Source organism: Demequina oxidasica, from assembly GCF_000975115.1.
Lineage (GTDB): Bacteria > Actinomycetota > Actinomycetes > Actinomycetales > Demequinaceae > Demequina > Demequina oxidasica.
The window spans coordinates 1,157,150-1,173,566 of record NZ_BBRE01000001.1 but is presented as its reverse complement, the minus strand read 5'-3'; the positions used below and the strand labels follow the sequence as shown (position 1 = coordinate 1,173,566).

Genomic DNA, 16,417 nt, shown 5'->3' with positions numbered 1-16,417 from the left:
AATACACATGAACGACGAACCGAAGATCCTCGCCGGTCGCTACGAGGTCGGCGACCTCATCGGCCGCGGTGGCATGGCTGAGGTGCACATCGGGTACGACACGCGCCTGGGGCGCACCGTCGCGATCAAGATTCTGCGTCCAGACCTGGCACGCGACCCCTCGTTCCAGACCCGCTTCCGCCGCGAGGCTCAGTCCGCGGCTGGTCTAAACCATCCCACCATCGTCGCTGTGTACGACACTGGTGAGGACACGATCGTGGGCGAGAGTGGCAACCCGCAGGCCGTGCCGTTCATCGTGATGGAGTACGTCGAGGGCCACACCGTGCGCGACATCCTCAAGGGTGACGTCGCAGCTCCCATCGACGAGGCAGTCGACATTGTCGCGGGCGTGCTCGCGGCACTCGAGTACTCGCACCACGCGGGACTGGTCCACCGCGATATCAAGCCCGCCAACGTCATGCTCACGCCTACCGGCGCGGTCAAGGTCATGGACTTTGGCATCGCCCGCGCACTCGCCGATGCTGGCAACACGATGACTCAGACGCAGGCGGTCGTGGGCACGGCTCAGTACCTTTCCCCCGAGCAAGCGCGCGGTGAGAACGTCGACGCCCGCTCCGACCTCTATTCCACCGGCTGCCTGCTCTTCGAGCTCCTCACGGGACGCCCGCCGTTCATCGGCGACTCTCCCGTGTCAGTGGCCTACCAGCACGTGCGCGAGGCCCCGCCCAAGCCCTCCGACTTCGCGTCCGACGTCCCTCCCGAGCTCGACACGGTGGTCCTGCACGCCCTCGCCAAGAACCGCGACGAGCGCTATGGATCCGCGCAGGAGTTCCTCACCGACCTACGCGGTGTGATGGCCGGCGGAATGCCCATGGGTGGCATTGCGCTGGGCTCGGCCGCAGCCGGCGCGGGAGTTGCCGGAGTCGCAGCCGCCGCTGCCGTGGCCGGAATGTCCAATGAAGAGATTGCGGACCTGCCCACCCAGCAGATGCCGGCTACCCCTGCGGGTCCCGAGACCGGCGCGACCGCAGTCATGCCTGCCGCGGGACTCGCCGCGGGACCGGCCTCCGCGCCGTGGACCGCCGTAGGGCCCTCGGGCGGAGAGCCCACCCCGATGAGTGGCACCGTCATGGTCGACGACCCCCTAGACGCGGAGGAGGAACGACGCGCCAAGCGCAACCGCTACCTGCTCCTCGGCGGGGCCGCGCTACTCGCCATCGCGTTGATTGTCGCGCTGATCGTCTTTGCCACCAGAGGACCATCCGAGCCCGAGGTCGTCACAGTGCAAATGCCGGACATCGTCGGACTGAGCCAGGCTGATGCGACTGCGAAGCTCACCGAGCTGGGTCTCGTCGGCGAATATGAGCTGGAGGCAAGCGAGGATGTGGCCGTCGACACGGTGATCCGCACCGAACCCCCAGCTGACTCTGACTTGGTCGAGGGAGACACTGTCACTGTCTTTATCTCGAGTGGACCCGGTGACGCGACCGTGCCGAGCGTGCGGGGCCTCACTGAGGCTGAGGCGACCAAGCAACTTGAGGCGGCCAATCTCGTCGTGGGAGAAACCGTCGAGGAGGACAACAAGGACTTCGATGAAGGTCGCGTGTTCGAGACCGACCCAGCCGAGGGCACCGATGTGAAGGCCGGCAGCACCGTGATCCTGCACGTTTCTACGGGCAAGGTCGCATTGCCGAACCTCATCGGACTGCAGGAGGACGAGGCACGCCAGCAGCTGACGGACCTTGGCCTGATCCCCACGGTGACGGACAAGGAAGACGACTCCAAGCCCGCGGGTGAGGTGCTCGAGCAGAAGCCGGGCGCCGGTGAAGTTGACCGCAACTCCACGGTGGAACTGGTGGTGGCAACCGCTCCCACGACGACCCCCGTGCCGAACGTTGTGGGACAGGACCGCGCGGATGCTGAGAAGGCGCTTGGCGACGCGGGCCTGAAGTCCACCGCAACCGAGGCGACTACTGACCAGCAGGCGCTCGACGGCAAGGTGGTGACGCAGAACCCATCGGCTAACACCGAGGTCAAGCCAGGAACGAACGTCGCCATCGTGGTGGGCAAGTACGAGGCACCTCAGCCGCAGCCCACGCCGACGCCGACGCCGTCGGTCACCCCAGCTCCATAGCAGTGGGCTTGGGTACCGACACTCACTGCCGGTACCCAAGCCAGAGCGTCTCATTCCCTCACAAGGGGAATCATTCCGCGAGCCTTGTTGTCTAAACTGTCGTGATGACACCGGTGCGCACTGCTGCCAGCCTCAACGACTTCGTGGAGGCTCAACTTCACGATGTCTCGCGACTGCTTGCCGATTACGTCACGGACGCGAGTTGCGAGATTCCCGCCGCGGGCGCCGACTACCGGACTCTGTGGCAGACGTTGGGCGCGCAGTTCGATGGCGGTAAGAACTTGCGCCCTTCGCTGACGCTCGCCGCGTACGCGGGACTTGGCGGCGACGACCCCGCAGCCGTTGTTCCCGTTGCTGCCGCTATGGAAATGCTGCACACCGCGATGCTCGTGCACGACGACATCCTCGATCACGATGAGGTGCGCCGCGGTCGTCCCAACGTCGCGGGCACGCGCCGTGCCGCGCTAAGCAACGCCGGGCTCAGCCAGGCGCAGGTCAATGACCACGTGCAGGCCGCGGCATTGTTGGGCGGGGACCTGGCCCTGTCATCGGCGTACGACCTCATCTCCCGAGCTTCGCTCCCGGCTCACCACCGCATTGCGTGCCTCGACCTCATCACCGGTGCCATCCGGGCGACGATCGCGGGCGAGCTTCTCGACATGTACGCGAACGTCACGCCTCCGCGCGACGCCAACTCGCTGCTCATTGCCGAGCTCAAGACCGCCACGTACACGTTTGTGGTCCCTCTGCACGCGGGCGCCCAGCTCGCCGGGGCCGACCCCACCATGGTTGGCCACCTCGACAAGATTGGCACGGGACTGGGGCTCAGCTTCCAGCTCGTCGACGACGACCTGGGAGTGTTTGGCGACCCAGCCGTGACCGGCAAGTCGGTGCTCTCCGACCTGCGGGCGGGCAAACGCACCGAGTTGCTGCGTCACGGCTTCGAGTTGGCTGACCGCGCCTCCCTCGAGGTCCTCACCCACAGCATCGGCAATCCGGACCTCGACGAGGAGGGCGCCGCCCGCGTCCGTGAAATCCTCGAAGAATCCGGCGCCCGCACCAAGGCTCTGCGCGTCGCGCGTCAGCACGCGCGTTCTGCACGACGACTGGCCGCAGAGAGAGTGTCCGCACCGTTGTCCGGCTATCTGGGCCAGCTCATCGACATTCTCGAAGCGCGCACGTCATGAGTGGTTCCAGACGTCGCGTCATCAGTGACAACGAGACCTCCCTCGTTCAGTTTGACGACGCCGCCCAGGCGGCGGCTGCGCAAGTGATCCGGCGCTACTCCACGTCGTTCGGCGTGGGCGCGCGCATGCTTCCGCGACCGATGCGCCGGCACATTGAATCCGTCTACGCGATGGTTCGTATTGCCGACGAGGTGGTCGACACTTATCGTGGCAACGACGCGGGAAGAGTCCTGGACGCATTCGAGACCACCGTCACCGAGGCAATGACAGGTCGATTCTCCACCGACGTCGTGGCACACGCCTTTGGAGTGACCGCCCGGGCGGTGGGAATCACCACGAACATGACCGAGCCGTTCTTCGCATCAATGCGGGCCGACCTGACGTTGACCCTGCACGATGACGAGTCGTTTGCCCGCTACGTGTACGGCTCTGCGGAGGTGGTGGGCGAGATGTGCCTGGCCGTCTTCCTCAACACCGACTCCGGCCCGGCGCCGCTACCGAGCGACGCCAGCGCTGGTGCCCGCCGGCTAGGTGCCGCCTACCAAAAGGTGAACTTCCTGCGGGACCTCGCGACGGACGCCGGCGAGCTGGGCCGCTCGTACTTTCCCGGCGTCACGACGGACACTCTCACCAACGCGCAGGTCGAGGAGTTGGTCGCGGACTGCCGTACCGACATCGCGGCGGCGCGGGAGAGTCTTCCCGTTCTACCTCGCCGCGCGGCTGTAGCGGTGTCGACCACCATCGACATCTACACCCGGTTGTTGGACACTATTGCGGATACCGACGCGACGGATTTGGTGAGTCGCCGCGTGCGAGTGCCCAACACCACCAAGATGGTGTTCGCGGTCCGCAACACGTGGGAGTCTCGCCGAGCGGGGGAGTCATGATGAAGGCTGAGGCTCTACGCGTCGTCGTCATTGGTGGCGGGATCGGTGGCATCGCCACCGCGGCACTGCTGGCTCGCGGTGGCGCCCAAGTGACATTGATCGAGCGCAATACTCAGGTGGGTGGACGAGCCGGGCGACTTGAGGTGGATGGCTTTACGTTCGACACGGGGCCCAGTTGGTACCTGATGCCCGAGGCCTTCACCCAGTTTTTCGCACTCATGGGTCGTGACATCAATCAGGAACTTGACCTCATCGACCTCGACCCGCGCTACCGGGTCTACTTTGAGGGTTCTTCGTCGTCCGATGCGGCGCAGCGCCTCGACGTTCTTGCCGACGCGGAGGCGAACTACGCTACCTTCAACGCGCTAAGCAGCGGGGACGGCGACGCGATGCGTGACTACGCGGCAGAGTCCAAGCAGCTTTACGACCTCGCGCTGGAACGATTCCTCTACACCACCTTCGAGCGGCCCATGTCGGTGGCCAACCCCGCCGTCATGCGGTCGCTGCCCAAACTCGCGAGTCTGCTCACCCGCTCGCTTGGCTCCAAGGTGGCGGCATCGGTCCGCGACCCGCGACTGCGGCAGATTCTGGGTTTCCACGCGGTATTCCTGGGATCTTCACCTTCCCGGGCACCCTCGCTCTTCTCGCTCATGAGCCACCTTGACCTTACCGACGGCGTTCGCTATCCCCGTGGCGGGATGTATGCGCTCATCGAGGCACTCGAGCGCATGGCCGTTGAGGAGGGCGTTGAGATCCGCACGTCCACGCCCGCACGGCGCATCGTCGTGGAGTCCAACGGAATCGCGAGCGGTGTGGAACTAGGCAACGGCGAGGTCCTCCCGGCCGACCTGGTGGTGAGCGGCGCGGACATGCACCACACGGAGACCGAGCTGATCGAGCCCGCACACCAGTGGCAACCCGAGCGCAAATGGAAGGACCGGCAGCCCGGCATTAGCGCGCTGCTGGTCATGGCCGGAGTCAAGGGCGAACTGCCCGAGCTCGCCCACCACACCCTGTTCTTTTCCAAGGACTGGGATGCCAATTTCGAGTCAATAGTCGGCAAGGGGGTACTCACACCGCCGTATCCGGCATCGATCTATGCATCACGTGTGAGCGCAACCAACCCCGACGCCGCGCCAGCGGGACACGAGAACCTGGTCCTGCTGATCCCGTTCCCGGCCGACCCCAAGCTGGGGGCCACCGAGCGCAGTCGCGAAGACATGCTCGACGCCGCCACCAACTACCTACGCCAGGTGGGGGATTGGGCGGGAGTGCCCGACCTTTCGGAGCGCGCCACCATCTACTCCGTCACCACGCCCTCGGACTTCGCCACAGAGTTAAATGCGTGGAAGGGGTCAGCCCTGGGGTTCGAGCACACGCTGCGTCAGTCCGCTATGTTCCGGCCCGCCAATGTCTCCGCCACCGTTCCCAACCTGCTGTACGCCGGGTCATCAACTACACCGGGCATCGGCATGCCGATGTGCCTGATTAGTGCAGAACTGGTCGCCAAGCGTCTGCTGGGCGCGACGGGCTCGGAACCGCTGCGCACCCCCGCGCCAGCGGGCTTCCTACGACGCTCGGTGCGCACAGACGTGTTGGGTACCATCGTGCGCCAGGGTAAGCCGCCCCGGTCAGCGCGCGGGCGCCCCTCGACCACGCCCCCCAGCACCGGGCGCGGCGCATGATCTCGTGGCTGTACCTGGTAGGTCTCCTGATCGCGCTCATGGGATTGGCCACGCTCGACTGGAGATACCGGGTGGCGCTGTTCGATCAGCCGCGGCGTGCGGCCGCCACCATCGGCATCGGGGTGGCGTTCTTCCTGGTATGGGACATGATTGGCGTGGGTATTGGCATTTTCTTTATCGGTGACGCACCGTACCTCACCGGCCTACGAGTAGCCCCCGAGGTGCCCGTTGAGGAACTGCTGTTCCTCACGTTGCTGTGCTACCAGGCCTTGCTGTTGTGGCTCGCCTTCAGCCGGCGCGGTGCCGTCACGGCGAGCGAGGAGGCGACCCCATGACCTACGTGATCCTCTCTATCAGTGTCCTCGGGCTCATCTCCCTAGCGACAATTCCCATCCTTAGGCGCCACCCGGCGCGGCCATTGCTGCTGACTGGTCTGGTACTGGTGGCGCTCACCGCGGTCTTCGACAACGTGATCGTCGGACTCGACATCGTCGGCTACGACGACCAACTCATCAGCGGCATCAGGCTGTGGCACGCGCCCATCGAGGACTTCGCGTACGCGATCGGAGCCGTCATGGTGATCCCGACGGTGTGGCTCTGGCTAGGCAAGACGTCCAAGGATCACGGTGAGGCGTCGTGATCGGCTCAATCCTCAAGGCGTCACGTCCCATCAGTTGGATCAACACGGCCTATCCCTTTGCCGCCGCGTACCTGATGGTGACGCACCACATCGATGCGGTGTTCGTCGTCGGAACGCTCTTCTTCCTGATCCCGTACAACCTGCTCATGTACGGCATCAACGACGTGTTCGACTATGAGTCAGACCTTGCCAACCCGCGCAAGGGTGGCATCGAGGGCGACGTCATCCGCGACCGCGAGCGCGCGCGCCGGATTCATCGCGGCATCATTGTCGCCTCCGCCGTACTGGTCGTTCCGCCGATGCTGTGGCTCCTCTTCCAGGGCAGCGTCGCCGCAAGCGTGACGCTCGCGCTGGTCGTGTTCGGAGTGGTCGCGTACTCAGCGCCGCGGCTTCGGTTCAAGGAACGGCCATTCCTGGACTCGTTGACGTCCGCACTGCACTTTGCCGGGCCGCTGATCTACGCGCTGGTGCTGACGGGCGTGGGATTGACCGAACGAGACGTGTGGCCCATCTGGGCGGCCTTTGTCGCATGGGGCATGGCCAGCCACGCATTTGGCGCGGTCCAGGACGTGCGCGCGGACCGGGAAGGCGGCATCGGCTCGATCGCGACCGTCATGGGCGCGCGGGTGACGGTGTGGTTCGCGCTGGGAATGTACGTGCTCGCCGCTGGTTTGTTGCTGTTCCTGCCCTGGCCGGGCGTCTTGGCGGCAGTCCTGCCCCTGGCCTACGCCGCATCGGTCGCACGCTTTGTGCGAGTCACGGACCAGACCTGCGAGGACGCCAACCGCGGCTGGAAGACGTTCCTGTGGCTCAACCAGCCCGTGGGGTTCCTGGTCACCCTCCTGCTGATCGCGGTGTACAACGGCTGGCTCTAGCGCCTCCGTCGTACGTCCAAAAGGACAACCGGGCCACTGTGCCTGCTGAAGGCGCTTATGTGCCCTCTAGAAGGACAACTCAGCCACTCATCCGTCTGAAAGCACCGCGCGCGAGCGGGACTACTTACGCACTAGGGGTGACAGGCCGGCGGAGCGCGACTCGGCGTCAGGCATGCCGCACAGTTCGAGCCAGTTCGCCAACAGACGGTGGCCCCCTTCGGTGAGCACTGACTCGGGGTGGAACTGAACGCCGTGCAGCGGCAGCGTCGCGTGACGCAGCCCCATGATGATGCCGTTCTCCGTGTGGGCCGTGACGATCAGCTCAGCGGAGACGGTGCCATCCTCGACCGCGAGTGAGTGGTACCGCGTCGCGGTGAAGGGCGAAGGCAAGCCGCCCAACACCGAATCCTGCTCATGAATCACATCCGAGGTCTTGCCGTGCATAAGCTCGGGGGCGTGGCTGACGACCCCGCCATAGACCTCGGCAAGTGCCTGATGCCCAAGGCATATCCCAAGCATCGGCTTCTCTAGCGCGGCGCACTCGCGAATCACGTCGTTCGATGAGCCAGCCTCGGACGGCGTCCCAGGGCCCGGGGACACCAGCACGCCGTCGTAGTCGGCAATGGGGCCAGCATCTGCCACGGCGTCGTTGCGGACCACCACGGTTTCCGCGCCCATCTGACGCAGGTAGCCCACGATCGTGTAGACGAATGAGTCGTAGTTGTCGATCACGAGGATGCGGGTCATGGTGCGGTCCCTGTCTCAATGCTTTGGTCCTGGATACCGAATTCTACGGACACCCAGGGGAACACGAACTCGAACAGCACCCACACAATCGCGAGGATCACCAGTACCAGCAAGAGCGCCTTCACCCAGGCCGGGCCAGGCAACACCCTCCACACGGCGGGAAATATCACGATGCGTCCTCCAGGATCTCCGCCGGAACGCCCGCGTCATGCGGCGCCCAGTATTCAAGCGTGCCATGAGTCACCCAACGCTCGGCCGCCGAATACATCGGGTGACACGTGGTCAGGGTGATGTAGTGATCGTCCGGCTCAGCGCCCGGCTGGTCCGGAACTGGGGCGATGACCTCAACCTGAGTGGGCTCCACGATCTCCCACTCGGTGACGCGGTACACATACCAGGCGTCCTCCGTCTCGATGACGAGCGGGTCACCCGCCTTGAGTTCGGCGATCCTGTTAAAGGGCTTGCCGTAGGTGGTGCGGTGCGCGCTGATCGCAAAGTTGCCGAGCTCGCCCGGCATCCCGGTGCCCGGGTAGTGACCAATGCCGAGTGTGTCCAACACGTCCTTGCGTGTCACGCCCTCGGAGATTGGCTTGACGTAGTCGCTACCCCAGCGCGGCACGTACATGGTCGCGAATGTGGTCATAAACGCCGGCTCCTCCATCACGGGAGCGGTGTCAGGGTCGAACTTCAGGTTGTCCGGAATCACGGTGATGGCGTCGCCGGCGGTCACTGCCTCTAGCGGAGCGACCCAATCGAGGCTGTCCACCACCTCCTGCTGGGTGTTGTTCGCAGCAATATCCGTGTAGAACAACTGCCACACCACATAGAGACCGAGCACCACTCCGGCGATGATCAGGAGCTCGCCGAGCAGCCCGACCGCCGCGGCCCATCCCGATTGACGCCTGGGAGCGGCGTGTGAGGGCAGGGTTCGCTCGAGCGTTGGCATAGTGAGACCAGATTACGGGACTAGTCCGTCAGCATGGAACCCCCTAGCGAGACCTGTTGGGCGGTGCCTGAACGCGCTCGAGCGCCGGGGTCGGTACGCTATAGCCAGACCTGAACCCGCCGTCGGCGGAATATCTACCTCACTGGAGTGCATTGTGGCCGTCTCGAAGAAGCGCCAGAAGAAGAACCACGCGGCTGAGCACGACGTGCTGAAGCCCGAGGCGACGAACCCTTCATGGCTAGTCCCCACCGCCGTGACGCTGCTGATCATCGGCCCCGCGTGGATCGTTGTCTACTACATCGCCAAGGGCCAGTACCCCGTGCCGGACATCGGCAACTGGAACATGGTCATCGGCTTCGGCTTCCTCGCCGCGGCGATGGTGCTGTTCACCCGCTGGAAGTAACTCTGTCCCACTAGTTACACCCGTGTAGTTATCCCCCGCTGTGGACAGCGGTGGGGATAACTACAGCCGTGTTATTCACACCGGTGAGCAGGGCTGGGGAGAGAACTATCCCCCGTAGAGCCGAGCCTTCTCCCGTTTGTCCACGCCGCGGAACATCAGCAGCATGGTGACAGCTCCGGCGACGGCTCCGCCTAGGTGGCCCTGCCACGACACACCGGGGATTACAAAGCCGAGTACCAGCCAGATGCCGGCCGTCGCGACGAGCGACTGGAACGGTAGGTTGAGGCGCTTGAGCACGATTGCATACGCGGCGATGAGGCCAAAGATCGCGCCTGAGGCTCCCGCGTGTGGGCTGGTCCCCGAGGCGAGCAGCTCAACGGCCAGACTGCCGCCGAGTAGCGCAACCATGTACAGCGTAAGGAAACGAGCACGGCCCATGATGGGCTCGAGCTGAGTACCGAACTGCCACAGCACGAACATGTTCATGCCAATATGTAGCCACGAAAAGTGTGTAAATCCCGAGGTAACCCAGCGGTACCACTCGTTGCCAACGTCAATGAACTGCGGCCCGAAGTCGGCAGAATACCCGGGCCACAGTGCCAAGTAGTACTGCCAGTTTCCGCCAATGAGCAGGGTTCCGATGAGGAATACCGCGGCGTTCAGCCCAATCAATACATACGTGACGAGTGGCGGGCCCTGCGCGGCGGTGAAGCCTAGGCGCGAACGCAGTGGCCGCTGGTTGTTCTTCGCGGCATTGACGCAGTCAACGCACTGGATACCGACCGATGCGGGGCGCTGGCACTCCGGGCACGTGGGCCGGTTGCAACGCTGACAACGCACGTAGGAGACGCGGTCGGGGTGGCGCGGGCAGACCGGGGGAGCGCCTGCGGCGCCACCGGTCTGCCCATCGCCGCCGAATCCCGAGCCGCCTGTGTAGGAACCGCCGGCCCCGGCATCGGACGTCATGTGCCTGTTAGTCCTCGATGGTGACGCCGTTGATCATGACGTCCTCGCGAGGACGGTCACGACCATCGGTGGCAGCGGAGCCAATGGCGTCGACGACAGCCTTGGACTCGTCGTCAACGACCTTGCCGAAGATGGTGTGGTTCGCGTTGAGGTGGGGCGTGGCGCCCAAGGTGATAAAGAACTGCGAGCCGTTGGTGCCCGCCGGCTGACCCGTGATGGGGTTGGGGCGCTTGCCCGCGTTCGCCATCGCGAGGATGTAGGGCTCGTTGAACTGGTTCTCCGCGTGAATCTCATCGTCGAAGTTGTAACCCGGCCCACCGGTACCGGTTCCGAGGGGGCAGCCGCCCTGAATCATGAAGCCGCCAATGACGCGGTGGAACACCGTGCCTGCGTAGAAGGGGTCGTTGCGGGTCTCACCCGTCTTGGCGTCCTTCCACTCCTTGCTGCCCGTCGCAAGCCCCGTAAAGTTCTCCACGGTCTTGGGAGCGAGGTTGGGGAGAAGTTCGACCCGGATGTCACCGGCTGACGTCTGAATAGTTGCAATCATGCTGGTTATTGTTCCATGCCACTCGCATCTACGCACGCAAGGTGGCAGGATAGAGAGTCGGGAGACCCCCGCAATCTTTGGAGGCCAACATGGGTAAGCGTTCAGCCAAGCAACTCGCAAGCAACATCGACACCGAGAAGTACCTAGCTCAGGCCGAGGAGGCCGCGAAGCAGGCACGTGCCGCTGCCAAGCAGGCCTCGGCTGCTGCCAAGCAGGCCAGCAACCGCGCCGCAGACTGGGCCGCACCGCAGATCGATGCCGCCGTCAAGTGGGGCAAGCCCCGCGCCAAGCACGCGTACCACCTGGGTGCGCAGAAGGCACAGCCTTACGTGCAGAAGGCCGGCGCCAAGGCTGCCGACTGGACTTCCGTCGCGCACGCCGCCATTGTCGGTGCGGCCATTCCTGCCGTCATGGCCGCAGTTGACGACGCCGCCCACGAAGACGACGAGCGCAGCAACGGCTGGCTCAAGGTTGTCATTCCCGTCGCCGTGGCCGCCGCTGCGGGCGCCGCACTCGTGGTGTGGGCTCGCCGAGACCGTGGACGCGACGAGTGGGCAGGCGAGGACGAGGAGTGGGAGTTCAACTCGGACGCCGGCTTCAAGGACACGCTGCGTCACAACATCAACAAGGCCGCTGACTCCGCGACTATCGCCGCGAAGAAGGCTGTAGGAGTCGCCGGCGACGCCGCCTCCAACGCTGGCGACGCGCTGAACGACAAGGCCAGCCCCGCCGTCTCCAAGTTCAAGGAGACCGCGCTTCCCGCTGCGGACCGCGTCCGCAACACCGCCGTCACTGAGGCCAAGAAGGTGGCTGACAAGGCCGGGCCGGCCATCTCCAAGGTCAAGGACACCGCGGTAACTGAGGCCAAGAAGGTCGCCGATGTCGCGGGTACCAGCGCGACGAAGGTGAAGGACAGCGCCGTAGGCGAGGCCAAGAAGGTTCGCGAGGGAGTCGACGAGGCTCGTCAGCGAGCCGCGGCAGAGGTTGTCAGCACTTTCGATGACGCGGAGGATGTCTGGGAGGACGAGGGAGAGTCCGGCGAGACCCCCACCGTCGCCAAGCCCGCCGCCAGAAAGCCGGCCGCGCGCAAGCCCGCCGCCAAGAAGCCGGCAGCTAAGAAGCCCCCGGTGAAGTAGTGACCGACTCTCGCACCCGCGATGGCGCGACGAGTGAGCAACGATCAGGAGCCCCGGCCAATTGGCCGGGGCTCCTTTCGTATGTCCCTGTTGCCGCGCGCGTGAACTCCTATGCGGAGTCGCGCCATACGACGGGGCATTCTAAGATCACGCCGTCACTGGACGCGGGGGCCCCACCGATCTGGTGCAGCAACTCCGCAGCGGCGCCGGCGCCGAGCTGGGCCGCCGGCTGGTGCACCGTGGTGAGCTGCGGCGTGGTGCGCGTTGCCCAGCTGCTGTCATCGAATCCCACCAGTCCCACGTCTCCGGGAACTGTGCGGCCTGCAGAGTGGAGCACGCTCAGCGCTCCGGCCGCCACGGCATCGGACGCCGCAAAGACTCCATCCAACAGTGGCTCACGGGCAAGCAATGCCCGCATGCCGTCGACACCGTCCGAGTACGAATAGAGCGGAACCGATTCCACCAAGCGTTCGTCGAAGAGTTCACCCAAGGCATCCCGGAAACCTGCCAGGCGATCTGTTCCCGAGTCGCGGTCCAATGCCGCGGCTATCATTGCGATCCGTTGACGTCCGGTATCACGCAGTCTGGTCGTCACCGAGGCTGCTGCCGCGCGGTTATCAATCCCCACCCAGGCCGCATCCACACCTCTGGGATGGCCGACAAAGACGGCTGGGATCCTCAGCTTCTCGATGATCCGTGAGACGGGGTCGTTCTCGCGCGCAGACACGACAATCGCGCCATCGACGAATCCGCTGTTGAGGTAGCGCGCCACCCGCTGAGTATCGCGATCTGAATCCACGATGAGGCACACCATCTGATAGTCCGCGTCAGAGAGCGCGGTATTAGTACCCAGCAGAATCCCCGCGATATTCGGGTCCTCCAGGAACAGCGCATGAGGCTCGTGAACGATGAACGCGACCGCTTGCGTGCGCCGCCTCACGAGATTGCGGGCAGCCGTGTTCGGCACGTAGCCGACGTCGACGATCGCCTGCTCGATCGCCACCCGTGCGGTCTCGGATACATAACGTTCTCCGTTGAGGTGACGGCTCACCGTTCCGCGCGAGACACCTGAAGCCCGTGCTACATCGTGCAATGTCGCCGGCCGAACAGGCTCTGCGGAGGAGGTCATGGGCACAGCCTACCCAAGGTAGGGGTTGACACGGTGGTTAAGACGGGCTTAGTGTGTGCACGTTCACAGAAAACCTTCGTGGCTGTCTCACGAAGAGTTGTGTGCACGTTCACAGAAACGGTAGTGACAGTGCGTCGCAACAATGTGTGCACGTTCACAGAATCGCAACGAAGCGAAAGGGCCACCATGACGACTCCAGCACCACAGCGCGAAATGCGCGTGCTGAGCCACGAGGGACTCGTGTTCGGATGCGACTACAACCCCGAGCAGTGGCCCCGCGAAGTGTGGCATGAGGACGTCGCCCTCATGCGCGAGGCTGGCATCACGCTCGTAGCGGTCAACATCTTTGGCTGGGCAACTCTGAATCCCGCTGATGGCGTCTGGGACTTTTCGCTCCTTGACGAGATCCTGGAGCTGCTCCACACCAACCACATCGCCGTCAACCTCGGCACGGCAACCGCGTCCACTCCTGCGTGGTTGACCACAGCACATCCCGAGGTGCTACCGGTGGTGGCTGACGGGACCCGGCGCTTTCCGGGCGGCCGTCAGGCGTGGTGCCCGAGCTCGCCCGTGTATCGCGAGCGGTCACTCGATCTCGTCACGCGCATCGCAGATCGCTACGGCGATCACCCAGCGGTGGCGTTGTGGCATGTGTCGAATGAGCTCGGGTGCCACAACGCCTTGTGCTACTGCGACGTCTCTGCCCAGGCGTTCCGCGAGTGGCTGCGCGAGAAGTATGGGTCCCTGGACGCGCTCAACTCTGCCTGGGGCACCACTTTCTGGAGCCAGCGCTACGGAACGTGGGAGGAGATACTCCCCCCACTCGCGACGTTGTCGACCACCAACCCCGGTCAGGAACTGGATTTTCACCGCTTTAGCTCGGACGCCATGCTGAATCAGTATCGCGCGGAGGCCGAGGTGCTGCGCTCGCGCAGCGCCGCACCCGTGACCACCAACTTTATGGTGGCCGCACACATTCGCAACCTCGACTACTGGTCATGGACCGAGGATATGGATCTGATCGCGAACGACCACTACCTCGACCACCGGCTGAGTGACCCCGTCGCAGAGATGAGTTTCTCCGCTGACCTCACACGAGGCCTCGCCGGCGGGAAGCCGTGGCTGTTGATGGAGACAGCGATCGGCGCAGTTAACTGGCAGCCTCTCAACGTCGCGCGGGTGCCCGGGGAACTGCAAACACAGATGTTGAGTCACCTCGCGCATGGTGCCGATGGTGTGTGCTTCTTCCAGTGGCGCGCCTCCACCCAAGGCAGCGAGAAGTTCCACTCTGCTCTTGTTCCGCACGCAGGCACCAACACCCGCGCGTGGCGCGAGGTAGTTGCCCTGGGACAGGTCATGAAGGAGCTCGCCGAACTCCAGTGGACCCGCGTCCAAGCCGAGGTGGCGCTGGTCTTCGACTGGGACTCCTGGTGGGCGGCGGACGCCGAAAACCGACCCAGTAGTGAGGTCAGGTACCTCGAGCAAGTTCATGAGGCCTATTCGGCTTTGCGGGCCAGCGGCGTGACTGTCGATGTCGTGGCGCCGGGTTCAGACCTTTCCGACTACAAGTTGATCGTCCTACCTGAGTTGTACTCAGTTTCGGACGAGGACGCCGCCCAGATCGCCGATGCCGTGGCCGCCGGGGCCACTGCGTTCGTGACCTTCTTCAGCGGCATAGTCGATCAGAACGACGCGGTCCGGCTCGGTGGATACCCCGGCGCCTTCCGCGACATGCTCGGGATTGTCGTCGAGGAGTTCCTGCCCGTCGCGGCCGATGTAAAGTTGTCGCTTTGCTCAGGTGGTTCGGCGAGGCTCTGGTCAGAGTACGTGCGACCCGAGGGAGCCGAGGTAGTGGACTCGTTCGCAGACGGGCCCGTCGCGGGGAGCCCCGCTGTCACACGGCACAATCACGGCGCCGGAACCGCGTGGTACACGGCAACGGCGCTCGAAAGCGACTCGTTCGCTTCGCTCATGACCAAGGTAGTCGACGAGGCTCGGGCGACGCGCATGCCAAGTGCCGGTTCCGAGGTCGAGGTGATTCGCCGTGTGGGTGGTGAGGCCTCGTATCTCTTCGTCATCAACCATTCGCGCCGCGACGTCACTGTCACGGCCAGCGGCTTGGAGCTCACCACCGGCGTCGAGGCCAAAGGCGTGCTCGTCGTACCCGCGGGTGCCGCCCGCATAGTCCGAGAGGAGTCGGCATGACTGCCACAACAACCGCGGCACGGGTAAAGAAGCCCGCGCGGAAGCGGGCTCAACACAAGCGTGCAATTGCCTTCTTCGTCACGCCCTTTGCCGTGCTCTTTAGCCTGTTCTATCTCTTGCCAATCGGCTACGCGATCCGCCAGTCGCTGATGGTGGTTGAGCGCGAGGGAACCTTTGGCGCGCCAACCGAGGTGTTCGGCGGGCTATCTCAGTACGCCCAGGTGTTCCAGGACAATGACTTTGTCTCCTCACTAGGCCGCATGTTCCTGTTCGGAATTGTGCAGGTGCCGATCATGCTTGGCCTTGCGCTACTGTTCGCGCTCCTGCTGGATTCTCCCCTCCTGCGCGGCAAGCGGTTCTTCCGTCTGGCCTTCTTTGTTCCCTACGCGGTGCCCGGCGTGATCGCGGCCATCATGTGGGGCAACCTCTTCTCGCCCAACCTGTCACCTTTCTCCGACCTCACCAGCAGCGTGGACTTCCTAGGCGCTGACCTTGTGCTGTGGTCCATCGCGAACGTCGTGACGTGGGTGTTCGTGGGATACAACATGCTGATCATCTACTCTTCGCTGCTCTCTATCCCCGTAGAGACGTATGAAGCCGCGCGGATGGATGGCGCAGGGCAATTCCGCATCGCATGGTCGATCAAGATCCCCTTGATCCGACCGGCGATCGCGCTGACTGCGGTGTTCTCAATCATCGGCACCCTCCAGTTGCTCGCCGAACCCCAGGTATTTCAGTCGTTCAGTTCCGCGGTGACCAGTACGTTCACGCCCAATATGGCGGTCTACGCTACGGCCTCTATCCCCAACTCAAACCTGGCAGCCGCCATGTCCGTGGTGCTCGCGCTCGTGACGTTCGTCCTGTCCTTCTCCTTCCTCAAGTTCACCCAGCGCAAGGAGGCCCGGTCATGAGCTCCACCGTCCAACGAAC

The 16,417-nt window shown here is 64.3% G+C and carries 17 protein-coding genes; 11 read left to right on the top strand and 6 right to left on the bottom strand.

The window, feature by feature from the left end; translation table 11 throughout:
- The first annotated feature begins 7 nt into the window (after nucleotides 1-7).
- The 7 genes from pknB to AOP77_RS05370 all read left to right on the top strand — a co-directional run bounded on the left by pknB (nucleotide 8) and on the right by AOP77_RS05370 (nucleotide 7,408).
- The gene (gene pknB, locus AOP77_RS12110; RefSeq protein ID WP_084622339.1) at nucleotides 8-2,134 is read left to right on the top strand and encodes a Stk1 family PASTA domain-containing Ser/Thr kinase; all 2,127 of its coding nucleotides are present in this window, start codon (nucleotides 8-10) and stop codon (nucleotides 2,132-2,134) included.
- 104 nt (nucleotides 2,135-2,238) lie between these two features.
- Nucleotides 2,239-3,321: a polyprenyl synthetase family protein gene (locus tag AOP77_RS05395; protein WP_062210333.1), complete on the top strand. Its 1,083-nt coding sequence runs from the start codon at nucleotides 2,239-2,241 to the stop codon at nucleotides 3,319-3,321.
- Entirely contained in the window at nucleotides 3,318-4,208 is an 891-nt protein-coding gene (locus AOP77_RS05390) for a phytoene/squalene synthase family protein (protein WP_062210330.1), read from the top strand. Before AOP77_RS05395 ends, AOP77_RS05390 begins: the two co-directional genes overlap by 4 nt.
- Nucleotides 4,205-5,893 carry a phytoene desaturase family protein gene (gene crtI, locus AOP77_RS05385; RefSeq protein WP_236685758.1) on the top strand — a complete coding sequence of 563 codons (1,689 nt, stop codon included), beginning with the start codon at nucleotides 4,205-4,207 and terminating at the stop codon, nucleotides 5,891-5,893. The genes AOP77_RS05390 and crtI overlap by 4 nt, the downstream gene beginning before the upstream one ends.
- The gene (locus AOP77_RS05380) at nucleotides 5,890-6,228 is read left to right on the top strand and encodes a lycopene cyclase domain-containing protein (protein ID WP_062210327.1); all 339 of its coding nucleotides are present in this window, start codon (nucleotides 5,890-5,892) and stop codon (nucleotides 6,226-6,228) included. Before crtI ends, AOP77_RS05380 begins: the two co-directional genes overlap by 4 nt.
- The gene (locus AOP77_RS05375; RefSeq protein WP_062210324.1) at nucleotides 6,225-6,533 is read left to right on the top strand and encodes a lycopene cyclase domain-containing protein; all 309 of its coding nucleotides are present in this window, start codon (nucleotides 6,225-6,227) and stop codon (nucleotides 6,531-6,533) included. Before AOP77_RS05380 ends, AOP77_RS05375 begins: the two co-directional genes overlap by 4 nt.
- Nucleotides 6,530-7,408 (top strand): prenyltransferase, encoded by an 879-nt coding sequence (locus tag AOP77_RS05370; RefSeq protein WP_062210321.1) that lies wholly within the window; start codon nucleotides 6,530-6,532, stop codon nucleotides 7,406-7,408. Before AOP77_RS05375 ends, AOP77_RS05370 begins: the two co-directional genes overlap by 4 nt.
- Nucleotides 7,409-7,528: 120 nt before the next feature.
- On the opposite strand, the gene AOP77_RS05365 is transcribed toward AOP77_RS05370, so the two are convergent.
- The 3 genes from AOP77_RS05365 to AOP77_RS05360 are packed head-to-tail and all read right to left on the bottom strand — an operon-like array spanning nucleotide 7,529 to nucleotide 9,101.
- A complete protein-coding gene (locus tag AOP77_RS05365) occupies nucleotides 7,529-8,155 on the bottom strand; it encodes an aminodeoxychorismate/anthranilate synthase component II (protein WP_062210317.1) in 627 nt (208 codons plus the stop codon).
- On the bottom strand, nucleotides 8,152-8,325 hold the full coding sequence (locus tag AOP77_RS12335) for a hypothetical protein (protein ID WP_160300050.1): 174 nt from the start codon (nucleotides 8,323-8,325) through the stop codon (nucleotides 8,152-8,154). Before AOP77_RS12335 ends, AOP77_RS05365 begins: the two co-directional genes overlap by 4 nt.
- Nucleotides 8,322-9,101 carry a class E sortase gene (locus AOP77_RS05360; RefSeq protein ID WP_062210315.1) on the bottom strand — a complete coding sequence of 260 codons (780 nt, stop codon included), beginning with the start codon at nucleotides 9,099-9,101 and terminating at the stop codon, nucleotides 8,322-8,324. Before AOP77_RS05360 ends, AOP77_RS12335 begins: the two co-directional genes overlap by 4 nt.
- 154 nt (nucleotides 9,102-9,255) lie before the next feature.
- On the opposite strand from AOP77_RS05360, the gene AOP77_RS05355 reads away from it, so the two are divergent.
- Complete coding sequence (locus AOP77_RS05355; RefSeq protein ID WP_084622337.1) at nucleotides 9,256-9,504, top strand: cell division protein CrgA; 249 nt, start codon at nucleotides 9,256-9,258, stop codon at nucleotides 9,502-9,504.
- A gap of 105 nt (nucleotides 9,505-9,609) precedes the next feature.
- On the opposite strand, the gene AOP77_RS05350 is transcribed toward AOP77_RS05355, so the two are convergent.
- Complete coding sequence (locus AOP77_RS05350; RefSeq protein ID WP_062210312.1) at nucleotides 9,610-10,470, bottom strand: rhomboid family intramembrane serine protease; 861 nt, start codon at nucleotides 10,468-10,470, stop codon at nucleotides 9,610-9,612.
- 7 nt (nucleotides 10,471-10,477) lie between these two features.
- Nucleotides 10,478-11,017 carry a peptidylprolyl isomerase gene (locus AOP77_RS05345; RefSeq protein ID WP_062210309.1) on the bottom strand — a complete coding sequence of 180 codons (540 nt, stop codon included), beginning with the start codon at nucleotides 11,015-11,017 and terminating at the stop codon, nucleotides 10,478-10,480.
- Nucleotides 11,018-11,106: 89 nt separating this feature from the next.
- Between AOP77_RS05345 and AOP77_RS05340 the strand changes: the two genes are divergently transcribed.
- Nucleotides 11,107-12,153: a hypothetical protein gene (locus AOP77_RS05340; protein ID WP_062210306.1), complete on the top strand. Its 1,047-nt coding sequence runs from the start codon at nucleotides 11,107-11,109 to the stop codon at nucleotides 12,151-12,153.
- 109 nt (nucleotides 12,154-12,262) lie between these two features.
- Here the strand turns inward: AOP77_RS05340 and AOP77_RS05335 are convergent, their stop codons facing one another.
- Complete coding sequence (locus tag AOP77_RS05335) at nucleotides 12,263-13,282, bottom strand: LacI family DNA-binding transcriptional regulator (protein WP_062210303.1); 1,020 nt, start codon at nucleotides 13,280-13,282, stop codon at nucleotides 12,263-12,265.
- Between the two features lie 186 nt (nucleotides 13,283-13,468).
- On the opposite strand from AOP77_RS05335, the gene AOP77_RS05330 reads away from it, so the two are divergent.
- Together AOP77_RS05330 and AOP77_RS05325 are read left to right on the top strand one after the other, a co-directional pair.
- Nucleotides 13,469-15,487: a beta-galactosidase gene (locus tag AOP77_RS05330; protein WP_062210300.1), complete on the top strand. Its 2,019-nt coding sequence runs from the start codon at nucleotides 13,469-13,471 to the stop codon at nucleotides 15,485-15,487.
- Nucleotides 15,484-16,398 carry a carbohydrate ABC transporter permease gene (locus AOP77_RS05325; protein ID WP_062210297.1) on the top strand — a complete coding sequence of 305 codons (915 nt, stop codon included), beginning with the start codon at nucleotides 15,484-15,486 and terminating at the stop codon, nucleotides 16,396-16,398. The genes AOP77_RS05330 and AOP77_RS05325 overlap by 4 nt, the downstream gene beginning before the upstream one ends.
- Nucleotides 16,399-16,417 lie beyond the last annotated feature (19 nt).